The organism is Actinomadura sp. KC216, from assembly GCF_004348535.1.
Classification (GTDB): Bacteria; Actinomycetota; Actinomycetes; order Streptosporangiales; family Streptosporangiaceae; genus Spirillospora.
Genome location: NZ_SMJX01000022.1, coordinates 1 through 18,934, shown reverse-complemented (window position 1 = coordinate 18,934; position 18,934 = coordinate 1). Strand labels below are relative to the sequence as shown.

The 18,934-nt window shown below is 73.8% G+C and carries 19 protein-coding genes; 11 read left to right on the top strand and 8 right to left on the bottom strand.

Translation table 11 applies throughout. The annotated features are described in order from the left end of the window. Positions 1-33: 33 nt before the first annotated feature. The 6 genes from E1264_RS06330 (at position 34) to E1264_RS06305 (ending at position 4,419) form a co-directional block, all read left to right on the top strand. A complete protein-coding gene (locus E1264_RS06330; RefSeq protein WP_132170526.1) occupies positions 34-627 on the top strand; it encodes a riboflavin synthase in 594 nt (197 codons plus the stop codon). Beyond that, positions 624-1,277, top strand: a complete 654-nt coding sequence (gene pnuC / locus E1264_RS06325) for a nicotinamide riboside transporter PnuC (protein WP_132170524.1) — start codon at positions 624-626, stop codon at positions 1,275-1,277. Before E1264_RS06330 ends, pnuC begins: the two co-directional genes overlap by 4 nt. Further along, positions 1,274-2,500: a bifunctional 3,4-dihydroxy-2-butanone-4-phosphate synthase/GTP cyclohydrolase II gene (locus E1264_RS06320; RefSeq protein WP_132170522.1), complete on the top strand. Its 1,227-nt coding sequence runs from the start codon at positions 1,274-1,276 to the stop codon at positions 2,498-2,500. Before pnuC ends, E1264_RS06320 begins: the two co-directional genes overlap by 4 nt. Next, entirely contained in the window at positions 2,500-3,006 is a 507-nt protein-coding gene (gene ribH, locus E1264_RS06315) for a 6,7-dimethyl-8-ribityllumazine synthase (RefSeq protein WP_132170520.1), read from the top strand. The genes E1264_RS06320 and ribH overlap by 1 nt, the downstream gene beginning before the upstream one ends. An 89-nt stretch (positions 3,007-3,095) precedes the next feature. Next, positions 3,096-3,971 (top strand): ATP phosphoribosyltransferase, encoded by an 876-nt coding sequence (hisG, locus tag E1264_RS06310; RefSeq protein ID WP_132170518.1) that lies wholly within the window; start codon positions 3,096-3,098, stop codon positions 3,969-3,971. Between the two features lies 1 nt (position 3,972). Continuing rightward, positions 3,973-4,419 (top strand): PH domain-containing protein, encoded by a 447-nt coding sequence (locus tag E1264_RS06305; protein WP_347813366.1) that lies wholly within the window; start codon positions 3,973-3,975, stop codon positions 4,417-4,419. A gap of 3 nt (positions 4,420-4,422) precedes the next feature. On the opposite strand, the gene E1264_RS06300 is transcribed toward E1264_RS06305, so the two are convergent. The 3 genes from E1264_RS06300 to E1264_RS06290 are packed head-to-tail and all read right to left on the bottom strand — an operon-like array spanning position 4,423 to position 7,758. Further along, entirely contained in the window at positions 4,423-5,061 is a 639-nt protein-coding gene (locus tag E1264_RS06300) for a hypothetical protein (protein WP_132170516.1), read from the bottom strand. After that, entirely contained in the window at positions 5,058-6,458 is a 1,401-nt protein-coding gene (locus tag E1264_RS06295) for a selenium-binding protein SBP56-related protein (protein ID WP_132170514.1), read from the bottom strand. Before E1264_RS06295 ends, E1264_RS06300 begins: the two co-directional genes overlap by 4 nt. 10 nt (positions 6,459-6,468) lie before the next feature. Next, positions 6,469-7,758, bottom strand: a complete 1,290-nt coding sequence (locus E1264_RS06290) for a sulfite oxidase (protein ID WP_132170512.1) — start codon at positions 7,756-7,758, stop codon at positions 6,469-6,471. Positions 7,759-7,892: 134 nt separating this feature from the next. On the opposite strand from E1264_RS06290, the gene E1264_RS06285 reads away from it, so the two are divergent. The 4 genes from E1264_RS06285 to E1264_RS06270 are packed head-to-tail and all read left to right on the top strand — an operon-like array spanning position 7,893 to position 11,648. Beyond that, positions 7,893-8,786: a MoxR family ATPase gene (locus tag E1264_RS06285; RefSeq protein WP_132170510.1), complete on the top strand. Its 894-nt coding sequence runs from the start codon at positions 7,893-7,895 to the stop codon at positions 8,784-8,786. Between the two features lie 2 nt (positions 8,787-8,788). Further along, positions 8,789-9,913 (top strand): VWA domain-containing protein, encoded by a 1,125-nt coding sequence (locus E1264_RS06280; RefSeq protein ID WP_347813365.1) that lies wholly within the window; start codon positions 8,789-8,791, stop codon positions 9,911-9,913. Beyond that, positions 9,906-11,030 carry an XdhC family protein gene (locus E1264_RS06275; protein WP_132170508.1) on the top strand — a complete coding sequence of 375 codons (1,125 nt, stop codon included), beginning with the start codon at positions 9,906-9,908 and terminating at the stop codon, positions 11,028-11,030. Before E1264_RS06280 ends, E1264_RS06275 begins: the two co-directional genes overlap by 8 nt. Before the next feature lie 18 nt (positions 11,031-11,048). Then, entirely contained in the window at positions 11,049-11,648 is a 600-nt protein-coding gene (locus E1264_RS06270) for a nucleotidyltransferase family protein (protein WP_132170506.1), read from the top strand. Between the two features lie 25 nt (positions 11,649-11,673). On the opposite strand, the gene E1264_RS06265 is transcribed toward E1264_RS06270, so the two are convergent. Genes E1264_RS06265 through E1264_RS06245 form a run of 5 tightly spaced genes read right to left on the bottom strand, consistent with a single transcriptional unit; the run spans position 11,674 to position 17,701 of the window. Next, entirely contained in the window at positions 11,674-12,891 is a 1,218-nt protein-coding gene (locus E1264_RS06265; protein WP_132170504.1) for an aldolase, read from the bottom strand. Positions 12,892-12,937: 46 nt separating this feature from the next. Continuing rightward, positions 12,938-13,846: an aldose 1-epimerase family protein gene (locus E1264_RS06260; RefSeq protein ID WP_132170502.1), complete on the bottom strand. Its 909-nt coding sequence runs from the start codon at positions 13,844-13,846 to the stop codon at positions 12,938-12,940. A 29-nt stretch (positions 13,847-13,875) separates the two neighbouring features. Further along, positions 13,876-15,288 carry a DUF1116 domain-containing protein gene (locus tag E1264_RS06255; protein WP_132170500.1) on the bottom strand — a complete coding sequence of 471 codons (1,413 nt, stop codon included), beginning with the start codon at positions 15,286-15,288 and terminating at the stop codon, positions 13,876-13,878. Beyond that, entirely contained in the window at positions 15,285-16,739 is a 1,455-nt protein-coding gene (locus tag E1264_RS06250) for an FdrA family protein (RefSeq protein WP_132170498.1), read from the bottom strand. Before E1264_RS06250 ends, E1264_RS06255 begins: the two co-directional genes overlap by 4 nt. Then, complete coding sequence (locus E1264_RS06245) at positions 16,736-17,701, bottom strand: DUF2877 domain-containing protein (RefSeq protein WP_243710782.1); 966 nt, start codon at positions 17,699-17,701, stop codon at positions 16,736-16,738. The genes E1264_RS06250 and E1264_RS06245 overlap by 4 nt, the downstream gene beginning before the upstream one ends. Before the next feature lie 212 nt (positions 17,702-17,913). Here E1264_RS06245 and E1264_RS06240 point away from each other — a divergent pair. Then, positions 17,914-18,934: PucR family transcriptional regulator ligand-binding domain-containing protein (locus tag E1264_RS06240; protein ID WP_207935749.1), on the top strand; the 1,021-nt coding region annotated here is incomplete at its 3' end.

Below are 18,934 nucleotides of genomic sequence, written 5' to 3'. Positions count from 1 at the left end.
CGTCCCCGGAGCCTGAACTAGGAGGCCCGGGAGATGTTCACAGGCATCGTCGAGGAACTCGGCGAGATCGTGGCGGTCGAGCCCTCGGACGGCTCGGTCGCGCTCACGGTCCGCGGCCCGCTCGTCACGCAGGACGCCGTGCACGGCGCGTCGATCGCCGTCAACGGCGTCTGTCTCACCGTCGTGGACGTCAAGGACGAGGCCTTCACCGCCGACGTCATCAAGGAGACCCTCGACAGGTCGAGCCTCGGGGCGCTCGCGCCCGGCTCCAAGGTCAACCTGGAACGGCCCGTCCGGCTCTCCGACCGGCTCGGCGGGCATCTCGTCCAGGGCCACGTGGACGGCGTCGGCGAGATCATCTCCCGGGAGCCGGGGGAGCGGTGGGACGTCGTCACCGTGTCCCTGCCGCCCGGCCTGGCCCGCTATGTCGTCGACAAGGGCTCGATCACCGTCGACGGCATCAGCCTCACTGTCGTGGAAGCCGGACCAGACCGGTTCAGCGTCGCGCTCATCCCGACCACGCTCGCGCTCACCACGCTCGGCCACAAGAAGCCCGGCGACCCGGTGAACCTCGAAGTGGACGTCGTCGCCAAATACGTCGAACGCATGTTGGGCGACCGGCGATGAACTGGCTCGGCGCCGGGTTCGACGTGTTCGGCGAGCACATCCTCTGGACCGACCTCGCCGGCAACGTCCTCTCGCTCGCCGTGGTGTGGCTCGCCATGCGCAAGACCCTCTGGACGTGGCCCGTGCAACTCACCGGCGCCGCACTGCTGCTCGCCGCGTCGCTGCACGCGCACGTCCCGGGGAACGCTCTCAAGCAGGTGCTCTTCTGCGGGCTCGCGCTCTACGGGTGGGCCATGTGGACGCGCGGACGGCGAGAGGCCCACGGGCTCGTCGTCCGGCAGGCGACGCTCAAGGAACGCGCCGTCCTGGCAGGCGCCCTGCTGGTGGGCACGGCGGTGGTCGCGCAGCTGTTCATCCACCTGGAGTGGCTGAAGATCGCCTGGTCGCCGTGGGCGAACGCCTACATCTTCGTCGGCAGCGCGGTCGCGACGTTCGCGCAGAGCCGCGCGCTCGTCGACTTCTGGGTGGTCTGGGTGCTGGTCGACCTGGTCGGGGTCCCGCTGGCGTTCAAGTCCGGGCTGTACGTCTCCGGCGCCGTCTACGGGATCTTCTTCGTGATGGTGCTGGTCGGGTTCAGGAACTGGCTCCGGGAGTCCCGGGGCGTGCAGGGGGCGCAGGGCCCCAGGGAGAGGGCGGTGACCGCATCATGAGCGGTAATGACGGGGACGGGATCTTCGACTCCATCGAGTCGGCGGTGGCCGACATCGCGGCGGGACGTCCCGTCGTGGTCGTCGACGACGAGGACCGCGAGAACGAGGGCGACATCATCTTCGCGGCGGCCAAGGCCACGCCCGAGCTGCTGACGTTCACGATCCGCCACACGAGCGGCGTCATCTGCGTCCCGATGGAGGGCGCCGACCTCGACCGGCTGCAGATCCCGCTGATGACGGCGCAGAACACCGAGCGCATGCGGACCGCGTACACGATCAGCGTGGACGCCCGGCTCGGCATCACCACCGGCATCTCCGCCGCCGACCGGGCCCGGACGATCAAGACGCTGTGCGACTCGGCGTCGGAGCCGCGCGACCTCGTCCGTCCGGGGCACATCTTCCCGCTGCGCTACCGCGAGGGCGGGGTGCTCCGCAGGCGCGGCCACACCGAGGCCGCCGTCGACCTCGCCAGGCTGGCCGGGCTGTCCCCGGCGGGCGTCCTCGCAGAGGTGGTGAACGAGGACGGCACCATGGCGCGCCTGCCGGAACTCCAGGTCTTCGCCAAGGAGCACGGGCTCAAGCTCATCTCCATCGAACAGCTCGCCGAATACCGCAAGCGGCACGAGGCGATGGTCACCCGCGTCGTCGAGACGCGCCTGCCCAACCGGTACGGGACGTGGCGCGCGGTCGGGTTCTCCAGCGCCATCGACGGCGGCGAGCACGTCGCGCTGGTGCTCGGCGACCTTGGCGACGGCGAGGACGTCCTGATCAGGGCCCATTCGGAATGCCTCACCGGCGACGTCCTGCACTCCGACCGCTGCGACTGCGGCACCCAGCTCGACGCCGCCATGGAGCGCATCGCCGAAGAGGGGCGCGGCGTCGTGCTGTACCTGCGCGGGCACGAGGGGCGCGGCATCGGCCTGCTCGCCAAGCTGCAGGCGTACGCGCTGCAGGACAACGGGTCCGACACCGTCGACGCCAACCTGGAGCTGGGGCTCCCCGCCGACGCGCGCGAGTACTCCAACGCCGCCCACATGCTGCGCGACCTCGGCGTACGCTCGGTCCGGGTGCTCACCAACAACCCGGACAAGCTCAAGGGCCTGGACGGGTTCGGCGTGGACGTGCGCGGGCGCGAGTCCATGCCCGTCGTCGTCACCGAGCACAACCGGCGCTACCTGACGGTCAAGCGGGACCGTCTCGGACACCAGATCGAGGGACTCTGATGAGCGGAGCGGGACGCCCCGAGGACGCCGCCGTCGACGCCGCCGGCGTCACGCTCGGCATCGTCTGCACCCGCTGGCACGAGCCGATCACCGACCGGCTCCTGGAGCGGGCGCTCGCGGCGGCGAAGGCGTGCGGCGTCGACCAGCCCGTCGTCGCCCGCGTCGCCGGGGCCCTGGAGCTGCCCGTGATCGCGCAGCAGCTCGCCCGCGACCACGACGCGGTCGTGTGCCTCGGCGCGGTCATCCGGGGCGCGACGGCCCATTTCGACTACGTCTGCGAGTCGGTGACCGCCGGTGTGACCCGCGTCGCGCTCGACGAGTCGACTCCGGTGGGCAACGGGGTCCTCACATGTGACACCATTGAACAGGCGATGGAACGCAGCGGGCTGCCCGGCAGCCCCGAGGACAAGGGATGGGAGGCGACTGTGGCCGCACTCGACACGGCACTGACCCTGCGAGGTCTGCGGCATCACGGTCACGCCGGGCACGGCCTGGAGCATATGTAGGGGTCTTGGGGCTTCCGCTCCTGAACGACTCGTCTCGGCTCTTGATCGTCCCGGGTTTCCCATTCTCGTCCCATTGAAAGGCTCATTCCGTGCTGTCACTCGTCCTGCCCAAGGGGTCGCTGGAGAAGGCGACCATGCAGCTGTTCGACGCCGCCGACCTCACCGTCCAGCGGTCGTCGGACCGCGACTACCGCGCGTCCATCGACGACCCGCGGATCGAGCGCGTCCGGGTGCTGCGGCCGCAGGAGATCCCGACCTACCTCGAACAGGGCCTGTTCGACCTCGGCATCACCGGCCGCGACTGGATCACCGAGACCGACTCCGACGTGGTCGGCCTCGGCGAGCTGAAGTACTCCAAGGCGACGTCCAACCCCGTCCGCGTGATCATGGCGGTGCCGGACGGCGCGCCCTGGCGGAAGGTGTCCGACCTGCCGGAGGGCGTCCGGATCTCCACCGAGTTCCCGGCGATGACGCGGCGGTTCCTGGAGAAGCACGGCGTCAAGGCGACGGTCGTCCCGTCCTACGGCGCGACCGAGGCGAAGGTCCCCGACATCGTGGACGCGATCGTCGACCTCACCGAGACCGGCTCGTCGCTGCGCAAGAACGGCCTGCGCATCCTCGACACGCTCCTGACCAGCTACACCGAGCTGGTCGCCAACCGCGACGCCTACGAGGACGCCGAGAAGCGCGCCGCGATGGAGGACATCTCCCTGCTCCTGCAGGGCGCGATCCGCGCGCGCGGCAACGTCCTGCTGAAGCTGAACGTCGCGCAGGCCGACCTGCAGAACGTCCTGGACATCATGCCGTCGATGTCGTCGCCGACCGTCACCTCCCTCGCGGGCGGGGAGTCGAACGCGGTGGAGTCGGTGGTCGCCAAGCGCGGCGTGAACACGCTGATCCCGGCGCTGAAGGCGGCCGGCGCGCACGACATCCTCGAAATCCCCATCTCGAAGATCGTTGACTGAGTTGACCGAGCCTCCGGCGCTGCCGGTCGTGTGGCGTCCCCGCACGACCCGGCTCGTCGCCTACCTCACGGCGGGCGTGATCATGCTCGGCCTGATCGCGCTCGCCGTGGTGGTGGCGCCCCAGTTCAAGACGTTCGACCGCGTCCTGATCGTCGGGTTCGGCGCCTTCATGGCGTGGATCCTGCACATGCTGGCCCGCTGCCGCGTCGCGGCCGACGAGTCGGGCCTCACGGTCGTGAACGCGTTCCGCACCCGCCGCCTCGAATGGCCCGAGGTCGTGGACGTCTCCATGACGGTCGGCGACCCCTGGCCCACCCTCGACCTGGCGGACGGCACGTCCATCGGCGCGATGGGCATCAACGGCGCCGAGAAGACCCTCGCCGCCCGCCAGCTCGCCGAACTCCAGTCCCTCCTCCACACCCGAGGCGAAGCCCCCGACCCCCGCTGACGCTCAGAACGCGCTGAGGAGGGTGACGGTGCCGGCGGTTATGAGGGCGGCGGCCCAGAGGCGGTCCAGGTTGAACCAGGCTCGGCGCAGGACGGTCAGGCCGACGATCTCGTAGACGACGACGGCGATCGCGCCCGCGACGGCGAGCATCGACAGGGTGTGCACGGCGGTGACGAACACGCCCGTCGAGACCGCGCTGCCGGACGCCGACGCCAGGCCGTGGTCGTGGCCCGCCGGGGCCGTCCCCGACGCGGTCAGCACGGGCAGCAGCATCAGGCCCGCGCCGTGCGCCGACGACATCAGGAACGACCACCCGGCGAGCTGCCGCAGCGAGATCCGCATGCCGACCCAGCGGAAATGGCGCTTCGACAGCAGCCGCCACAGGCCGAAGCCGACCAGGACGGCGCCGCCGCCGATCGCCAGCGCCTGCGTCGCGACGACCGAGCGGGTGAGCGCGACGAGGACCGCGACCGCCCCGACGGACGCGGCGTGGCCCGCGGCGATGGCCGGGAGCGACTGCAGCACGAGCGAGCGGCTGCGCTCCTGGAAGCCGCGGGCCACGGCGAACAGCCAGCCCATGGCGGGGTTGACGCCATGGAACGCGCCGAGCGCCACGAGGGCGGCGAGGGATCCCTCCGTCACGGATAGCAGTAGGAATCGGAGGAGGCGTCGCCGCCCTGCAGGCGCGTCTGGTGCGGGCGGAGGCCGCGGAACGCGTCGCCGTTCGGGAAGAAGCGCTCGTCGAAGGTGAAGGCGTCGGGGGTGGAGTCGAGTTTGGCCATCCAGGCGCCTACGCCGTCGGGGTAGAACTGGTCGTCCCAGGAGCCGTAGAGGGAATTGGTGATGTAGACGCGTTTTCCGTCGCGGCTTACCTCCACCATTTGCGGGCCGCCTGCGAGGGGCTGGTCGGGTGCGGCGGGGTGGGGTTCGCGGTTGACGATGCCGCCGATGCGGACGGAACCAGCCTCCACCGGGTTGAACGGGTCGCTCACGTTGTAGCGCTTCAGCTCGCCGGTGCCCCAGCACGACACGTACAGCCACTGGTCGTCGACGGACAGGTCGATGTCGGTGATGAGGGGCGGCACCGCGCCGAACGGCTGGATGACCGGGGGGAGAGCAGATGCGTCGGCGGGCTCGGCGGGAATGGTGATGACCTTCTTGGCCGCCCAGGAGTCGCCGTCGCGGTGCCAGACCCACACGGACGCCGACAGGTCCTCGACGCTGACGACCACGCCCGCGAACCCGTACAGCTTCGTCGGGTCGTGCGCGGGACGCAGTTCCAGGACCATCTGGTGCTCGTCGCCGAGGTCCACGGTCTGGACGTGCTTGCGCTTGCGCAGGTCGAAGAAGTTCAGCGAGTGCCCGTACTTGCGGCCGAGGAGCAGTTCGCCGACGACGCCGTCCTCCACCATGGACGGCGTGCCCCACTCGGACGTGACGAGCACGTCGTGCGCGATGTGCCACCAGGCGTCGTAGGCGAAGTACTGCGGGCCGCGGTCGACCTCCCAGCGTCCGAGCACGTCGAAGGAGGTGTGGTCGAGGAGGGCGATGCCGCCGGGGCCGTCCTCGCCGTTCGCGCCGCCGAGCGCCGTCAGGTAGAGGCCCTCGGGCCCGCAGTGGACGGTGTGCGGGCGCGAGTATCCGGCGCGCTTGGCCAGCTCGTCCGGCTCAAGGACCTTGATGATCTTCGGGGTGGTCGGGTCCTCCTTGGTGTCGATCACGTACACGCGCGAGGAGCGCAGCCCGGGGACGATCAGGTACCGGCGTTCCACGTGCGGATGCGGCGACCCGGGGCACAGCGCGCTGCTGCACGCGTTCCACCCGAAGTGGTGCAGCTCGTCGCCGTGGAACGGCAGGTCGGTCCAGCCGACGACGGTGCCGTAGGAGGCGGAGCCGGGGTCGACGTCCAGCACGGCGATCGCGTCCGGTTTCTCGGCGGACCGGTCGAACGCGGCCACGTAGGCGAGCTTCTCCGCGGGCGCCGACGCGGCGTCGCGCGGGGAGGGGTAGAAGGTCGGGTCTGGCGTCCACAAAGCCATGATCGTCCTTTCAGATGACGGTGACCGGGTGCCGCACGACGGCGCCGAAGAGGTAGCCGAGCCTGTTGAAGGGGACGGTCGCGGGCTGGGTCGCGCCGGCCTCGTCGGTGGCGCGGGCCAGCAGCTCGTAGGGACCGGGGCGGCGGGGATGCCAGGAGAACTCCCAGCGCGCCCATCCGCGCGGGTCGGGGTCGCGGTCGCGGAGGCGCGCGGGCCGCCAGGTCGCGCCGCCGTCCGCGCTGACCTCGACCCGCAGGATCCGGCCGCCGCCTGACCAGGATCGGCCATGCAGCGCGAGCGGCCGCGCCGCGGGCAGCGTCGCCTCCCAGGGCAGCTCGAACGCGGACTTGACGTTCATCCTGGTCAGCGGGTCGGATCCTTCCAGCGGGTAGTCGGGCCCGAACAACCGGTAGTAGCGGGTGTTCCACGGCGAGGACAGTGGCTCGTCCGCCACCTGGATGTCGCCGAGCCACTTGATGGACGCGATGCCGACCCACGACGGCACGACCAGCCGGACCGGATGGCCGTGGTCGGGAGGCAGGGGCTCGCCGTTCATGCCGTAGGCGAGCAGGACGTCCTTCATCGCCTTCGCGACGGGGAGGGGACGCCGCACGCGGCCGAGGTTCTCGCCCTTGTCCACGTAGTCAGCGTCCAGCCCGCGCGGCATGATGTCCACGGCCTCACGGGTAATACCTGCGCGCCTCAGCACCGTCGACAGGCGGACGCCGTGCCAGCGCGCCACGCCCACCGCGCCCAGCCGCCACGGGGTGCCCGAGACCTCCTGCCCCTGCTGGGACGCGAAGAACCCGCGCCCGTTGCCCGTGCACTCGACGGACGCCGTGAGGGTCTCGGAGGGGAGGCCGAGGAGGTCTTCGTAGGTGAGCTCGATGGGCCGGTCCTCGGTGGGGCGGTCGCGAAGGCCGGTGCCCCACAGCTTCAGGCGCCACGTGCGCGCGTCGACGAGCGGCGTGGCGGTGTGGTTGCGGACGAAGAACCGGTCGGCGGGCGTCAGGTGGCCCTGGTCGCGCATGGCCTCCCAGCGCATCTCGGCGTTGGTCCCGTGCGGGATGAGCAGCTCGGGCGGGAGCGGCTTGACGATCCCGCCGGACGCGGGGGACGCGGCGGACGCGGCGGACGCGGGCGGGCCGGAGAGCGCGGCGAGGAACGCGCCGCCGCCGAACCCGGCGCTCAGTCCCGCGCCGGCCGAGAGGCGCAGCAGGGTGCGCCGGGACGGGGATCGGAGGCGTTCGTAGGTCGCTTCGTCGGTCAGGTCGGGGTCGGTCCGGTCACCGGGTCGCATGGCTTCGATGCTGCTCAACGCCCACGGTGAAGTCAACTTTCCATACCGATTAAATAGGAAAAATGCGCGGACATCCGGGCATGTGCGCCGCCGCTTCGGCTGAGTAGCCTGAGATCCGTGGGGAGACGGCGGCGATGACCCTGGACCTGGCCGGATCGCCCGCGGAGCTCGCGGGCCTGCTCGACCGGCACGCCTACCTGTGCGACGACGGGCTCGCGACCGCGTGCTTCCTCGCGCTGCGCATGGGGCGCCCGCTGTTCCTGGAGGGCGAGGCCGGCGTCGGCAAGACCGAGCTGGCCAAGACGCTCGCCCGGGCGCTCGGCGCCCCGCTGATCCGGCTCCAGTGCTACGAGGGCCTGGACGCGTCCCAGGCCCTCTACGACTGGGACTTCCCGCGCCAGCTCCTGCACCTGCGCGCCGCCGAGGCCGCGGGCGCCCGCGACGTGGCGCACCTGGAGGGCGAGCTGTACGACCGGCGGTTCCTGCTGGCCCGGCCGCTGCTCCAGGCTTTGGAGACCTCGCCCTGCGTTCTGCTCGTGGACGAATTGGACCGTGCCGACGACGAGTTCGAGGCGTTCCTCCTGGAGGTCCTCAGCGACTTCACGATCACCGTCCCCGAGCTGGGCACGATCAGGGCGGAGCGCCCGCCGGTCGTCGTGGTCACCTCCAACCGCACCCGCGAGGTGCACGACGCGCTGAAGCGGCGCTGCCTGTACCACTGGCTGGAGCACCCGTCGTTCGACCGCGAGGTCGCCATCATCAGGCGGCGGCTGCCGGGCGCGGCGGAGCGGCTCGCCGGGCAGGTCGCGCGGGCCGCGCAGCGGATGCGCGAGACCGGGCTGCTGAAGCCGCCCGGCGTGGCGGAGACCCTCGACTGGACGGAGGCGCTCGTCGCGCTCGGCGTCCGCGACCTCGACCCGGCGTCCGCGGCGGTGACGCTCGGCGCCGTCCTGAAGTACCGCGAGGACCAGCAGCGCGTGCTCGGCGGCGGCCTGGAGGCCCTGCTCAACGGCAGCCGCGGGGGATAGGCGTGGAGCGGGACGTCACCGAGACGATGGTCGGGTTCGCCCGGACGCTGCGCGCGGCGGGCGGCGCCGCCGACCCCGAGCGGGTGCAGGCGATGCTGGCCGCGCTCGACCATCTCGACGTCCTCGACCCGTCCGACGTGTACTGGGCGGGACGCCTGACCTTGTGCGCCGACCCCGACGACCTCGCCCGCTACGACCGGTGCTTCGCCGCGTACTTCTCCGGCGCGACCGCCCGCCCGGGGCGCAGGCCGCCGCCGCCCGTGGTCGTCCGCCGGTCGGCGATGCCCGTCCCGGACGCGGGCGCAGGCGGCGGCGAGGAGAGCGAGGGGCTGAAGGCCGCCGCCAGCGCCGTCGAGGTGCTCCGCGACCGGGACGTGGCGCGGCTGACCGCCGCCGAGCGCGCCGAGGTCGCCCGCCTCATCGCGGTGCTCGACGCGGGCGCCGAGAGGCGCAGGTCGCGCAGGTTCGCGCCCGCCCCGACCGGACGGCTCGACCCGGCGCGGACCGTCCGGGAGACGCTGCGGCGCGGCGGCGAGACGTCCCTGCTGAAGTGCCGGACGCACCGCACCCGGCCCCGCCGCGCCGTGCTGATCGTGGACGTCAGCGGATCGATGAGCCCCTACGCCGACGCCCTGCTCCGCTTCGCGCACGCCGCCGCCCGCTCCGGCGGGCGCGACGTCGAGGTGTTCAGCGCGGGGACGCGCCTGACCCGCCTCACCCGCGAGCTGCGGCACCGCGACCCGGACGCGGCGATGGCGGCGGCGTCCGCGGCGATCCCGGACTGGAGCGGCGGCACCCGGCTCGGCGCGGAGCTGAAGGAGTTCCTCGACCGGTTCGGGCAGCGCGGCCTGGCCCGCGGCGCGGTCGTGGTGATCGCCTCGGACGGCTGGGAGCGCGGCGACGCCGCGCTGCTCGGCGAGCAGATGGCGCGGCTGCGCCGGCTCGCGCACCGGGTGGTGTGGGCCAACCCGCACAAGGCGCGTCCCGGGTACGAGCCGCTGACGGCCGGGATGGCGGCGGCGCTGCCGCACGTGGACGACTTCACGTCCGGGCACAGCCTCGCGGCGCTGGAGGAGCTGGCCCGCCTCATCGCGGGCGGGCAGGGGAAGGGGAGCGCACATGCGTGACGTGCTGGACGACATCGCCCGCTGGTACGCGTCCGGGGAGACGTTCGGGCTCGCGACCGTCGTCAACACCTTCCGCAGCGCGCCGCGCCCGCCGGGCGCGGCGATGGCGGTGTCGGCCGATGGCGAGGTGGCGGGCAGCGTGTCCGGCGGCTGCGTCGAGGGCGCCGTGTACGAGCTGGCGCAGTCGGTGATGGAGAGCGGCGAGCCCGTCGTCCAGCGGTACGGGGTGAGCGACGACGACGCGTTCGCGGTCGGCCTGACCTGCGGCGGCATCCTCGACGTGCTGGTGGAGCCGGTCGGCCCGGCGACGTTCCCGGAGTTCGGCGAGGTCGCCGCGTCCATCGGGGCGCGCGAGCCGGTCGCCGTCGCGACCGTCGTCGCCGGGCCGGGGCGGATCGGCGCTCGCCGCGTGATCTGGGCCGGCCGCGCCGCCGGGTCGCTCGCGCCGGGCGCGCCGCACGCCGCCCGCCTCGACGCCGCCGTCGACGACGACGCGCGCGGCATGCTCGCGCAGGGCCTCACCGGCCAGCGCCACTACGGCCGCGAGGGGGAGCGGCGGCTGGACGAGCTGACCGTCTTCGTGCACTCCTTCGCGCCGCCGCCCCGCCTGCTGGTGTTCGGCGCGATCGACTTCGCCGCCGCCGTGGCCCGGATCGGCAAGTTCCTCGGCTACCACGTGACCGTGTGCGACGCGCGGCCGGTGTTCGCGACGCCCAAGCGGTTCCCGGACGCGGACGAGGTCGTCGTGAAGTGGCCGCACAAGTACCTCCAGGAGGTGGGCGGCTCCGTCGACGAGCGGACGGCGATCTGCGTCCTGACCCACGACCCCAAGTTCGACGTGCCGCTGCTGGAGGTGGCGCTCCGCACCGGCGCCGGGTACGTCGGCGCGATGGGGTCGCGCCGCACCCACGACGACCGGCTCGCCCGGCTCCGGGAGGCGGGCCTGTCCGAGGCCGAGCTCGGGCGGCTGCGCTCGCCGATCGGGCTGGACCTCGGCGCCCGCACGCCGGAGGAGACCGCGGTGTCGATCGCGGCGGAGCTCGTCCAGCTCCGCTGGGGCGGCTCGGGACGCCCGCTCACCGACACCACCGGCAGGATCCACGCCGACGCGCCCTGACCGGACTACCCTCGCGGGATGACTCTGCACGGTGCGGAACCTCCCGCGGGCCTGCTCCTCGCGGCGGGGGAGGGGAGCCGGCTCGGACGGCCCAAGGCGACGCTCGAACTCGACGGCGAACGCCTCGTCGACCGCGGTGTCCGGATGCTGCGGGACGCGGGCTGCTCACCGGCCATCGTCGTGGTGGGGGCGGAGCCGGTCGAGGTCATCGGCGCGGTCGTCGTCCCGAACCCGGAGTGGCGGGAGGGCATGGGCTCGTCGCTGCGCGCCGGGCTCGCCGCGCTGCCGCCCGCCTGCCCCGCCGCCGTGATCGCGCTCGTCGACCAGCCGCTGATCACCTCGGCCGCGGTCGGGCGGCTGATCGACGCCTACGAGGCGGGCGCGGAGATCGCCGTCGCGACCTACGGGGGAGAGCGGCGCAACCCCGTCCTGCTGCGGGCGGCGCACTTCGGCGCGGCGGCCGAGGCCGCGGTCGGCGACACGGGCGCGCGCGGCTTCCTGCGCGCCCACCCCGGCCTGATCACGCCCGTCCCGTGCGACGACGTCGCCGCGCCCGACGACATCGACACCCCGGATGACCTGACCGCGCTCAGGCGCCGCGGGCACGAGCCCCGCTGACCCGCGCGCCCGTGGGCGGGCGGGTTCAGGACGCGGGGAGGACGCTCTCGTCCAGGGCGCCGCAGTCGACCGCGCGGCGGAGCCGGGACGTGAGCGCCTTGATGGTGGCGGGCTCGTCCAGCACGCCGGTGGACTCGCCCCCCGCCTGCTCGTGCCAGGCGCGGACCCGCCCGATGACGTCGTCGACGCCGCTCAGATGGAACGCGTACACGGCCGCGTACCGGCTCGGCAGGTGCGCGGGATGCAGGTCCCAGCCCTGGTAGAAGCCGTGCCGCAGCGAATGCCTGACGTGCGCCGCGTGCGTCGCCCACGTCGCGTTGACCTCGTCGGGCCCGTCGTTGCGCGGGATGGTGTTGGTGGAGCCGTCCGACAGCCGCACGCCGGTGCCCGCGAACGACACCTGCATGACGTGCCGGGCGAAGTCGCAGGCGGGATGGTCGAGTCGCTGCTCGTGCGGCGGCAGGCCCAGCGCGGCCGTGTAGTCGTAGACGCCGAAGTGCGCGGCGGTGAGGCGGCCCGCGGCGGCGTCGGCGATGGCGCGCAGACCGGTGCGGCCCTCGCCGTCGAGGATCGCGTCGGGCGTCTCGATCTGCACCTCGAACCGCAGGATGCCGGACGGCAGGCCGAGCGCGGTCTCCAGCCGGTCCAGCCACTCGGCGAACAGCGCGACGTGCTCGGCCGCGACCACCTTCGGGAACGTGATCGTGAACCCGCCGGGCAGCCGGCCGAGCCGGTCGCGCAGCGCGGTGAGGAACCCGTCGAGCGTCCGCATCGAGCGCTCGTGCCCGCCGTCGGCGAAGGACTTGACCCGCACGCCCCAGTAGTGGGGGAGGCCCTTGACCTGGTACGCGGCGGCGACGGCGTCGACGACCTGCTCGATGTCGGCGTCCTCCTCGGCGTCCGAACGCACGCCGTAGCCGTCCTCGAAGTCGATCCGCACGTCCTCGACCGGCTCGGCGGACAGCTTCGCCGCGACCCGCTCGCGCACCAGCCCGGCGATCTCCGGATCGAGCCCGAACGCCGCGCCGAACGACCCGGCGCCCGGCGTGTGGGTGTTCAGCAGCCGCAGCGCCTCGGCGCCGAAGTCGGCGGGGGTCGAGCGGGAGAACCGGTCGGCCGGCACGTACACCGTGTGCACCGGCTGGCGGCCGTCGGCGCCGCCGGGCCGGCGCTCGCCGTGCTCGTCGCGGACGGCGGCGATACGGGCGGACAGATCGTCGTACGAGGAGACGCTGAGATTCACTCCGATATGATCCCTCACCCCGCGCCTCCGAGGGAACCGGGACGCCTCACCCGGCCGCTTGGATTCCCCAGGTGCCGGTGAACTCGGCGCCCGGTTCCAGGTGCAGAAGGTCCTCGCCGGAGGCGAACGCGTTCGGCGGGCACGTCATCGGTTCGACGCCCAGCCCGGCGCGGGGGTCCGGGGTGTTGTCGGCGGTGTAGACCTCCATCCAGGGGTGCGCCTCGTCCGCCCAGAGCCGCACCGTGCGGGCGGTGCCGGCGAGGACCACCCAGGCGCGGCCGTCGCCGTCGCGGCTCAGGCCGGTGAAGGCGTTGTCGATCCGCCGGTCGCCGAGCAGCGGGGCCGCGCGCAGGTCGTATTCGGTGCCGGTGACGTCGAGGGGCGGCCCGGACGGGATCATCCGCTCGTCCACCGGGAGGTAGCGGTCGGCGGCGAGCGTGACCTTGCAGGCGTCGATCGGCTCCCCGGTGGTGAGGTAGGGGTGCGCGCCGTGGCCGTACGGGGCCGTCGCCGTGCCCGCGTTCCGCGCCGTGATCCGGACGTGCAGGCCGTCGGCCTCGTTCAGGGTGTACTCGGCCTCCAGGTCGAGGCGGAACGGGTAACCGGCCGTGCCGAGGAGGCGGTGCGTCAGCCGCACCCGGCCGGGTTCCCGGACGGCGGCCCGCCACGGCGCCCACCGGACGAGCCCGTGGATCGCGCAGTCCCGCTCCGGCTCGGACACGTCGAGCTGGTGCGCCACGCCGCCGTAGGAGTAGCGGCCCCGGTCGACACGGTTCGGCCAGGGGACCAGCAGCTGCCCGAACGCGGCGGGCGCGGGCTCGTCGGCGCCGTGCGAGAGGATCAGCGGCCGTCCCTCGTGCGTCAGCTCGCGCAGGGCCGCGCCCGCCTCGGTGACGACGGCCCGGTACGGGCCCGCGCTCAACGCGTGCTGCTCCCCGGTGATCGGCTCGCTCATGGCCCGGGACGTACCCCCGTGACCAGCCGCTACGCGGTCTCCGCGAGGGCGTGCAGGGCGTCGGTGAACACGTTCGGCGGCGGTTCGACGAGCCCGGCGCCGACCTGGCCCGTTCCCGCCTCGCGGCCCGCGATGCCGGTGTCGATGACCGGCAGGATCCCGGTCCGGACGACGCGGGTGACGTCCACGCCGACGGGGGTACCGCGGAACGACAGGAGCGGGATCTGCAGCGCCGGATGCTCGGCGAGGGTGATCTCGTACATCCGCTGCGTCGCGGCGATCGCGTCGGGGACCTCGCCGCCGACGAACCGGACGATCGCGGGCGCCGCGGCGAGCGCGAACCCGCCCATCCCGGCCGTCTCGGTGATCGCCGAGTCGCCGATGTCGGGGTTGGCGTCGTCCGGGCCGTAGCCGCCCAGGTAGAGGCCGTCGGGGACGCCCGCGGGCCCGGTGAACCAGCGGTCGCCCGTCCCCGACACCTGGATGCCGAAGTCGGTGCCGTTGCGGGCCATCGCCACGACCAGGCTGGACCCCGGAACGTTCCGCGCCGCGTCCGCGCACGCCTTCGCCGCGGCCATCCCCGCGTTGAGGAAGAAATGGTCGTTGCCCGCCGCGAACCGCAGCGCCTCGGCGGCCCGGCCGCGCGGGACGTCCTCGGCGGCGAGCAGGCTCGGCGCCAGCTCGCGCAGCAGCAGCGACGTCGCCGCCCGGTTCCGGTTGTGCAGCTCGTCGCCCATCTGCAGCGCCTGCGCGATGACCGACATCAGGTCGAGCGGCCCGTGGTGGCGGACGGCCGCCTGCAGCGCGGGCCCGAGGACCTCGCCCATCCAGGTCAGCCGGTCGATCACCTCCGGCCCGTACGCCCCGTACCGCAGGACCTTCCCGAGGCCCTCGTTGAGCGAGCAGTACGCGGTGCCGCCGTGCTCGGCGTCCTCCACGACCAGCATCCACATCGACGGGCTGACGACCCCCGCCATCGGCCCGACCGTGGCGTGGTGGTGGCACGGTTCGAGCGTCGCCGCGCCGCGTTCGAGGGCGTGCTCGGCGCCGAGCGGCGTCTCCGCGAGCCCTTCGAGGAGCATCGCGCCGATGAGCGCGCCGCGCATCGGCCCGGACGCGCGCTCCCACTCCAGCGGCGGGCCCGCGTGCAGGAACGTCGCCTCGTCCAGGCCGAGGACCTCGCGGGCGGGGCGCACGTCCACCAGATGCGGGCGGGACGACACCATGCGCCGCACGGCGCGCGCGTTGGCGTCCGCGTGCCCGGGGTCGCCGAGCACCGCCGCGAGCGCCGGTTCGGTCCCGGCGGGCGGGGGCCGCCAGTCGACCCTGTCGACCGGGACGGCCTGGTCCGCGAGCGAGTCCGCGAGGACCTCCACGCCCGCCGCGACCACCCTCGGGTCGCGGGCGAGGAGCCCGCCGAGCCGGTGCCGCCGGTCGCTCATCCGGGCCTTCCTTCCGCGAGCGCGCCCTCGACCATGGACAGGGCGTGCCGGGCCGCCTGCGCGTTGGACGCGAACACGTCGGCGCCCGCCTCGCACAGCGCCGCCGCCTGCCGGTCGCGGTCCTGCGGGTCGGCGGGTGTCCCGCACAGCGACACGACGACGCCCAGGTCGGGACGGTCGACCACCACGTCCGCGAGCACCGGGGCGAGGGACGCGGCCGGGTCGGGCTCCGCGCCGTGGCCAAGCACCACGTCCAGCAGCAGGACGCCGCAGCCGGGATCGCCCGCCTCCGCCCGGACGGCCTCCAGCCGCAGCGCGGGGTCGATCATCGGGTGGGCGCGGCCCCGGGTGTAGGCGTCGTCCCCGAAGTCGGTGAACCGGTGGTCCCGGGCCTCCAGATCCCAGCCGAGCGCGTCCCGCGCGATCGCCTCGGCCTCGTCGCGGAGCGTCCCGCCCGCGAAGAGCCCGCGCAGCGCCTTCCCGGCCGCCGGTGCCGGACGCCGCGACGCCCTCCAGCGGGGCCAGGCGGGGACCGCCCGGCGCAGCGCCTTCAGCGTCTTCTCCGCCGCCGCCGTCAGGTCGTCCTCGCCCGCGGCGGGCAGCGCGAACACGACCGGGGTGTCCAGCCGCCGGGCCGCCTCCCGGATCAGGTCCGCGACCTGCGGCGCGGGCGGCTTGGACACCACCACGATCAGCTCGGTGCCGGGGTCGGCGTCCAGCGCCGCCAGCGCCGACAGCGCGGACCGGCCGCTGACCTCCGGGGACAGGTCCCGGCCGCCGACGCCGAGGACGTGGCTGACGCCGACGTCCGCCTCGTCCAGCAGGCACATCAGCTGCTGCGCGCCCGTCCCGGACGCCGCGACGATCCCGACCGGGCCCGGGCGGACCGCGTTCGCGAACCCGAGCCCGGCGCCGCCGATCACCGCCGTCCCGCAGTCGGGACCCATCACGATCAGCCCGCGCCGGGCCGCGGCCTCCTTCAGCAGGATCTCCTGGGCGAGCGGCACGTTGTCGCTGAAGATCATGACGTTGAGGCCGGCGTCGAGCGCGTCCATCGCCTCGGGGAACACGTGCGGGCCGGGCACCGACAGCAGCGCGACCGTCGCGTCCGCGCGGGCCGCCGCGGACGCGGTCGTCCGGGGCGGCGCCGTCGCGCCCATGATTCCTGTGCCGGCGGGCGGGCGGGACGCCTCGCGGAGCAGGGCGTCCAGCGCGTCGCGTGCCCCGTCGAGCGCCTCGCCGTCCGCCCGGACGGCCACCACCAGGTCGTCCGGGCCGGTGTCCGGCGGCACCGCGAAGCCCATCCGGTCGAGCATCTCGCGGTTCAGTTCGGTGCCCATCGCCACCATCGCCGCGGCCACGTCCGGCCGCTCTGACAGCGAACGGCTCACCCGCATCAGCGTGACCGAATCGTGGTAGCTTCCCCGGCGCACCTCGACCCAGTCGCTCATGCAGTCACCCTCGAAGCGGAGTGCACCGCCGTAAGCGCGAGGGCCGCGCGGCAGCCTGCGAGGACTCCGTGCGCCAGGTCGGCACCCGATGTGTGGCCCACCGCCAGGAGGCGCCGGACGGCCTGCCCCGTCGCCGCGGGGTCCGCCGGCTCGTGGCCCGCGACGCAGCGCAGCACCGCCGCGACCTCCGCGCCCGCGCCGCCCGCCGCCGCGCAGTGCAGCAGCGTCGCGGCCAGCGCCGTCGTCCGGGTGCCCGCGTCGGCGGTGACCGCCGCGCCGAGCCAGTCGGCCAGCCACACGGCCGTGCGGCCGTTGCGGAGCGCGTCGCCGACCCCGCGCAGCGACACGAGCAGGCCGCAGAGGATGTCGTCGCCGCTGGGCGTCAGGCCGGGGCCGAGGCCCACGATCCGCTCCGCCGCCTCCACCGCGCCCGCGAGGTCGCCCGCGGCGCAGCACTCGGCGAGCGCGGCCGGGTCGGGATGGTCGCCGAGGCCGCCGCCCGCCGTCCCCGCGCCGGTCAGCACCCCGGCGCCGGCGAGCTCGTCCTCCAGGATCCGGACGCCGTAGGCGAGCGCGGACGCCTGCACCGGTCCGAGCACCGGCGACGGGTCCCACCAGCGGCGGACGCGCACGTGCAGCGGGCCCGCCTCCACCTGCCCGTCGCCGACCCACGCCTCGCCGCCCTCCCGGATCGGCCGGAACGGCTGCTCCCGGCGCGCCGCGACGACGACCACCGAGTTCGGCAGCCGGTGCGCGTCGGAGGTGACGACCGCGAGCACCCGCGGCTCCGGGCCGCCGCGCATCTCCAGGTACAGCGCCGCCGGGAACACGGCGAGGACCCGCGCCGCGCGGCGCGGCGGGTCGAGCAGCGGCCGCAGCGCCAGGCTCGCGGCGCCGGCGGCGGGCGGCCGGCGTCCCGGCCGGGCCGGAAGCGGGATCGGGTCGCGGACGAGAGCGGTCACGGATCCTCCCGAGGCCGGGGTGGGTCGCCGCCCGGCCTGCGGGCGGCCCGGCCTCTGCCGAGACGGTAGAACGGGCCCCGCACCGGACGTATGGAGAAAGCTGCCAAGGATGCTTGTCATCGTTCGTCTTAGTTGTCAGTGTTGATCAGGAACCGGTAGCGATCACGCCAAATCGGGCGATGTACGCACCAAATAGCGAGGTGACCCCTGGCATGAGCTACACCACAGCGGACCCGGGCCCACCGGCCCTGCGGCTCGCGAGCACCGGAACACTGACCTACGGCCTGTCGGTCGGCGAGGTCCTCGGCGTCAGCACCCTGAACGGCGCCCGCCTCATCGCCGGCCGGGCCGGTCTCGAACGCATCGTCCAGCGTCTCAACGTGATGGAGGTCCCCGACATCCTGTCGTGGGTGAAGCCGAACGAGCTCCTCCTCACCACCGGCTACCCCCTGCGCAACACTCCCCAGTCGCTCGACAACCTGGTCTCCGACCTGGACGAGCGCGGACTCGCGGCCCTCGCCATCAAGCTCGGCCGCTACCTGGACTCGCTCCCCGCCGAAATGATCGCGCAGGCCGACCGCCGCGGCTTCCCCCTGATCCTGCTCCCCAACGACGTCGGCTTCGACGACATCCTGAACCAGGTCCTGACCGACATCCTGAACCGGCAGGCGTCCGTCCTCGCCCGCACCGAGGAGGTGCACCGCGCGCTCGTGCAGATCGTGCTGTGCGGCGGCGGCCTCCAGGAGGTCGTCGACGAGGTCGCGACGCTGCTGGACGTCGCCGTCGTCGTCGTGGACGGCGAGCAGCGCGTCCTCGCCGGCGCCGGCCCGGACGAGCACGTCCAGGCCATGCGGGCGTTCGACGCGGGCCGGCACGCGGCCTGCGGGCGCGGCGGCTGCGGCATCATCGGCGCGCACGGCACCGGCGACCACCTGGTCGTGCCCGTGATGGCGGGCGGCTTCGACCACGGCCGGATCATCGCGTTCAGCCCCGGCGGCACGCTGCGCGGCAGCGACCTCGGCATCCTGGAGCGCGCCGCGACCGTCGCGGCGCTCGTGGTGACGAAACAGCAGGCCGTCGCCGCCGTCGAGAGCAAGTACCGCGCCGACTTCCTCCGCGACATCCTCGCCGGGCGCGCGGGCGACGACGACCGCGTCATCGCGCACTGCGCCGGTTTCGGCTGGGACCTCGACCGTCCCGTGATGGTGGTCGTCGCCGAGCTCGACGGCCGCC

Coding starts and splice junctions, on each gene's coding strand:
- E1264_RS06330 (WP_132170526.1), top strand. CDS start 34: ATGTTCACAGGCATCGTCGAGGAACTCGGCGAGATCGTGGCGGTCGAG.
- pnuC (WP_132170524.1), top strand. CDS start 624: ATGAACTGGCTCGGCGCCGGGTTCGACGTGTTCGGCGAGCACATCCTC.
- E1264_RS06320 (WP_132170522.1), top strand. CDS start 1,274: ATGAGCGGTAATGACGGGGACGGGATCTTCGACTCCATCGAGTCGGCG.
- ribH (WP_132170520.1), top strand. CDS start 2,500: ATGAGCGGAGCGGGACGCCCCGAGGACGCCGCCGTCGACGCCGCCGGC.
- E1264_RS06295 (WP_132170514.1), bottom strand. CDS start 6,458: ATGGCTTTGTGGACGCCAGACCCGACCTTCTACCCCTCCCCGCGCGAC.
- E1264_RS06290 (WP_132170512.1), bottom strand. CDS start 7,758: ATGCGACCCGGTGACCGGACCGACCCCGACCTGACCGACGAAGCGACC.
- E1264_RS06285 (WP_132170510.1), top strand. CDS start 7,893: ATGACCCTGGACCTGGCCGGATCGCCCGCGGAGCTCGCGGGCCTGCTC.
- E1264_RS06275 (WP_132170508.1), top strand. CDS start 9,906: ATGCGTGACGTGCTGGACGACATCGCCCGCTGGTACGCGTCCGGGGAG.
- E1264_RS06270 (WP_132170506.1), top strand. CDS start 11,049: ATGACTCTGCACGGTGCGGAACCTCCCGCGGGCCTGCTCCTCGCGGCG.
- E1264_RS06260 (WP_132170502.1), bottom strand. CDS start 13,846: ATGAGCGAGCCGATCACCGGGGAGCAGCACGCGTTGAGCGCGGGCCCG.
- E1264_RS06255 (WP_132170500.1), bottom strand. CDS start 15,288: ATGAGCGACCGGCGGCACCGGCTCGGCGGGCTCCTCGCCCGCGACCCG.
- E1264_RS06250 (WP_132170498.1), bottom strand. CDS start 16,739: ATGAGCGACTGGGTCGAGGTGCGCCGGGGAAGCTACCACGATTCGGTC.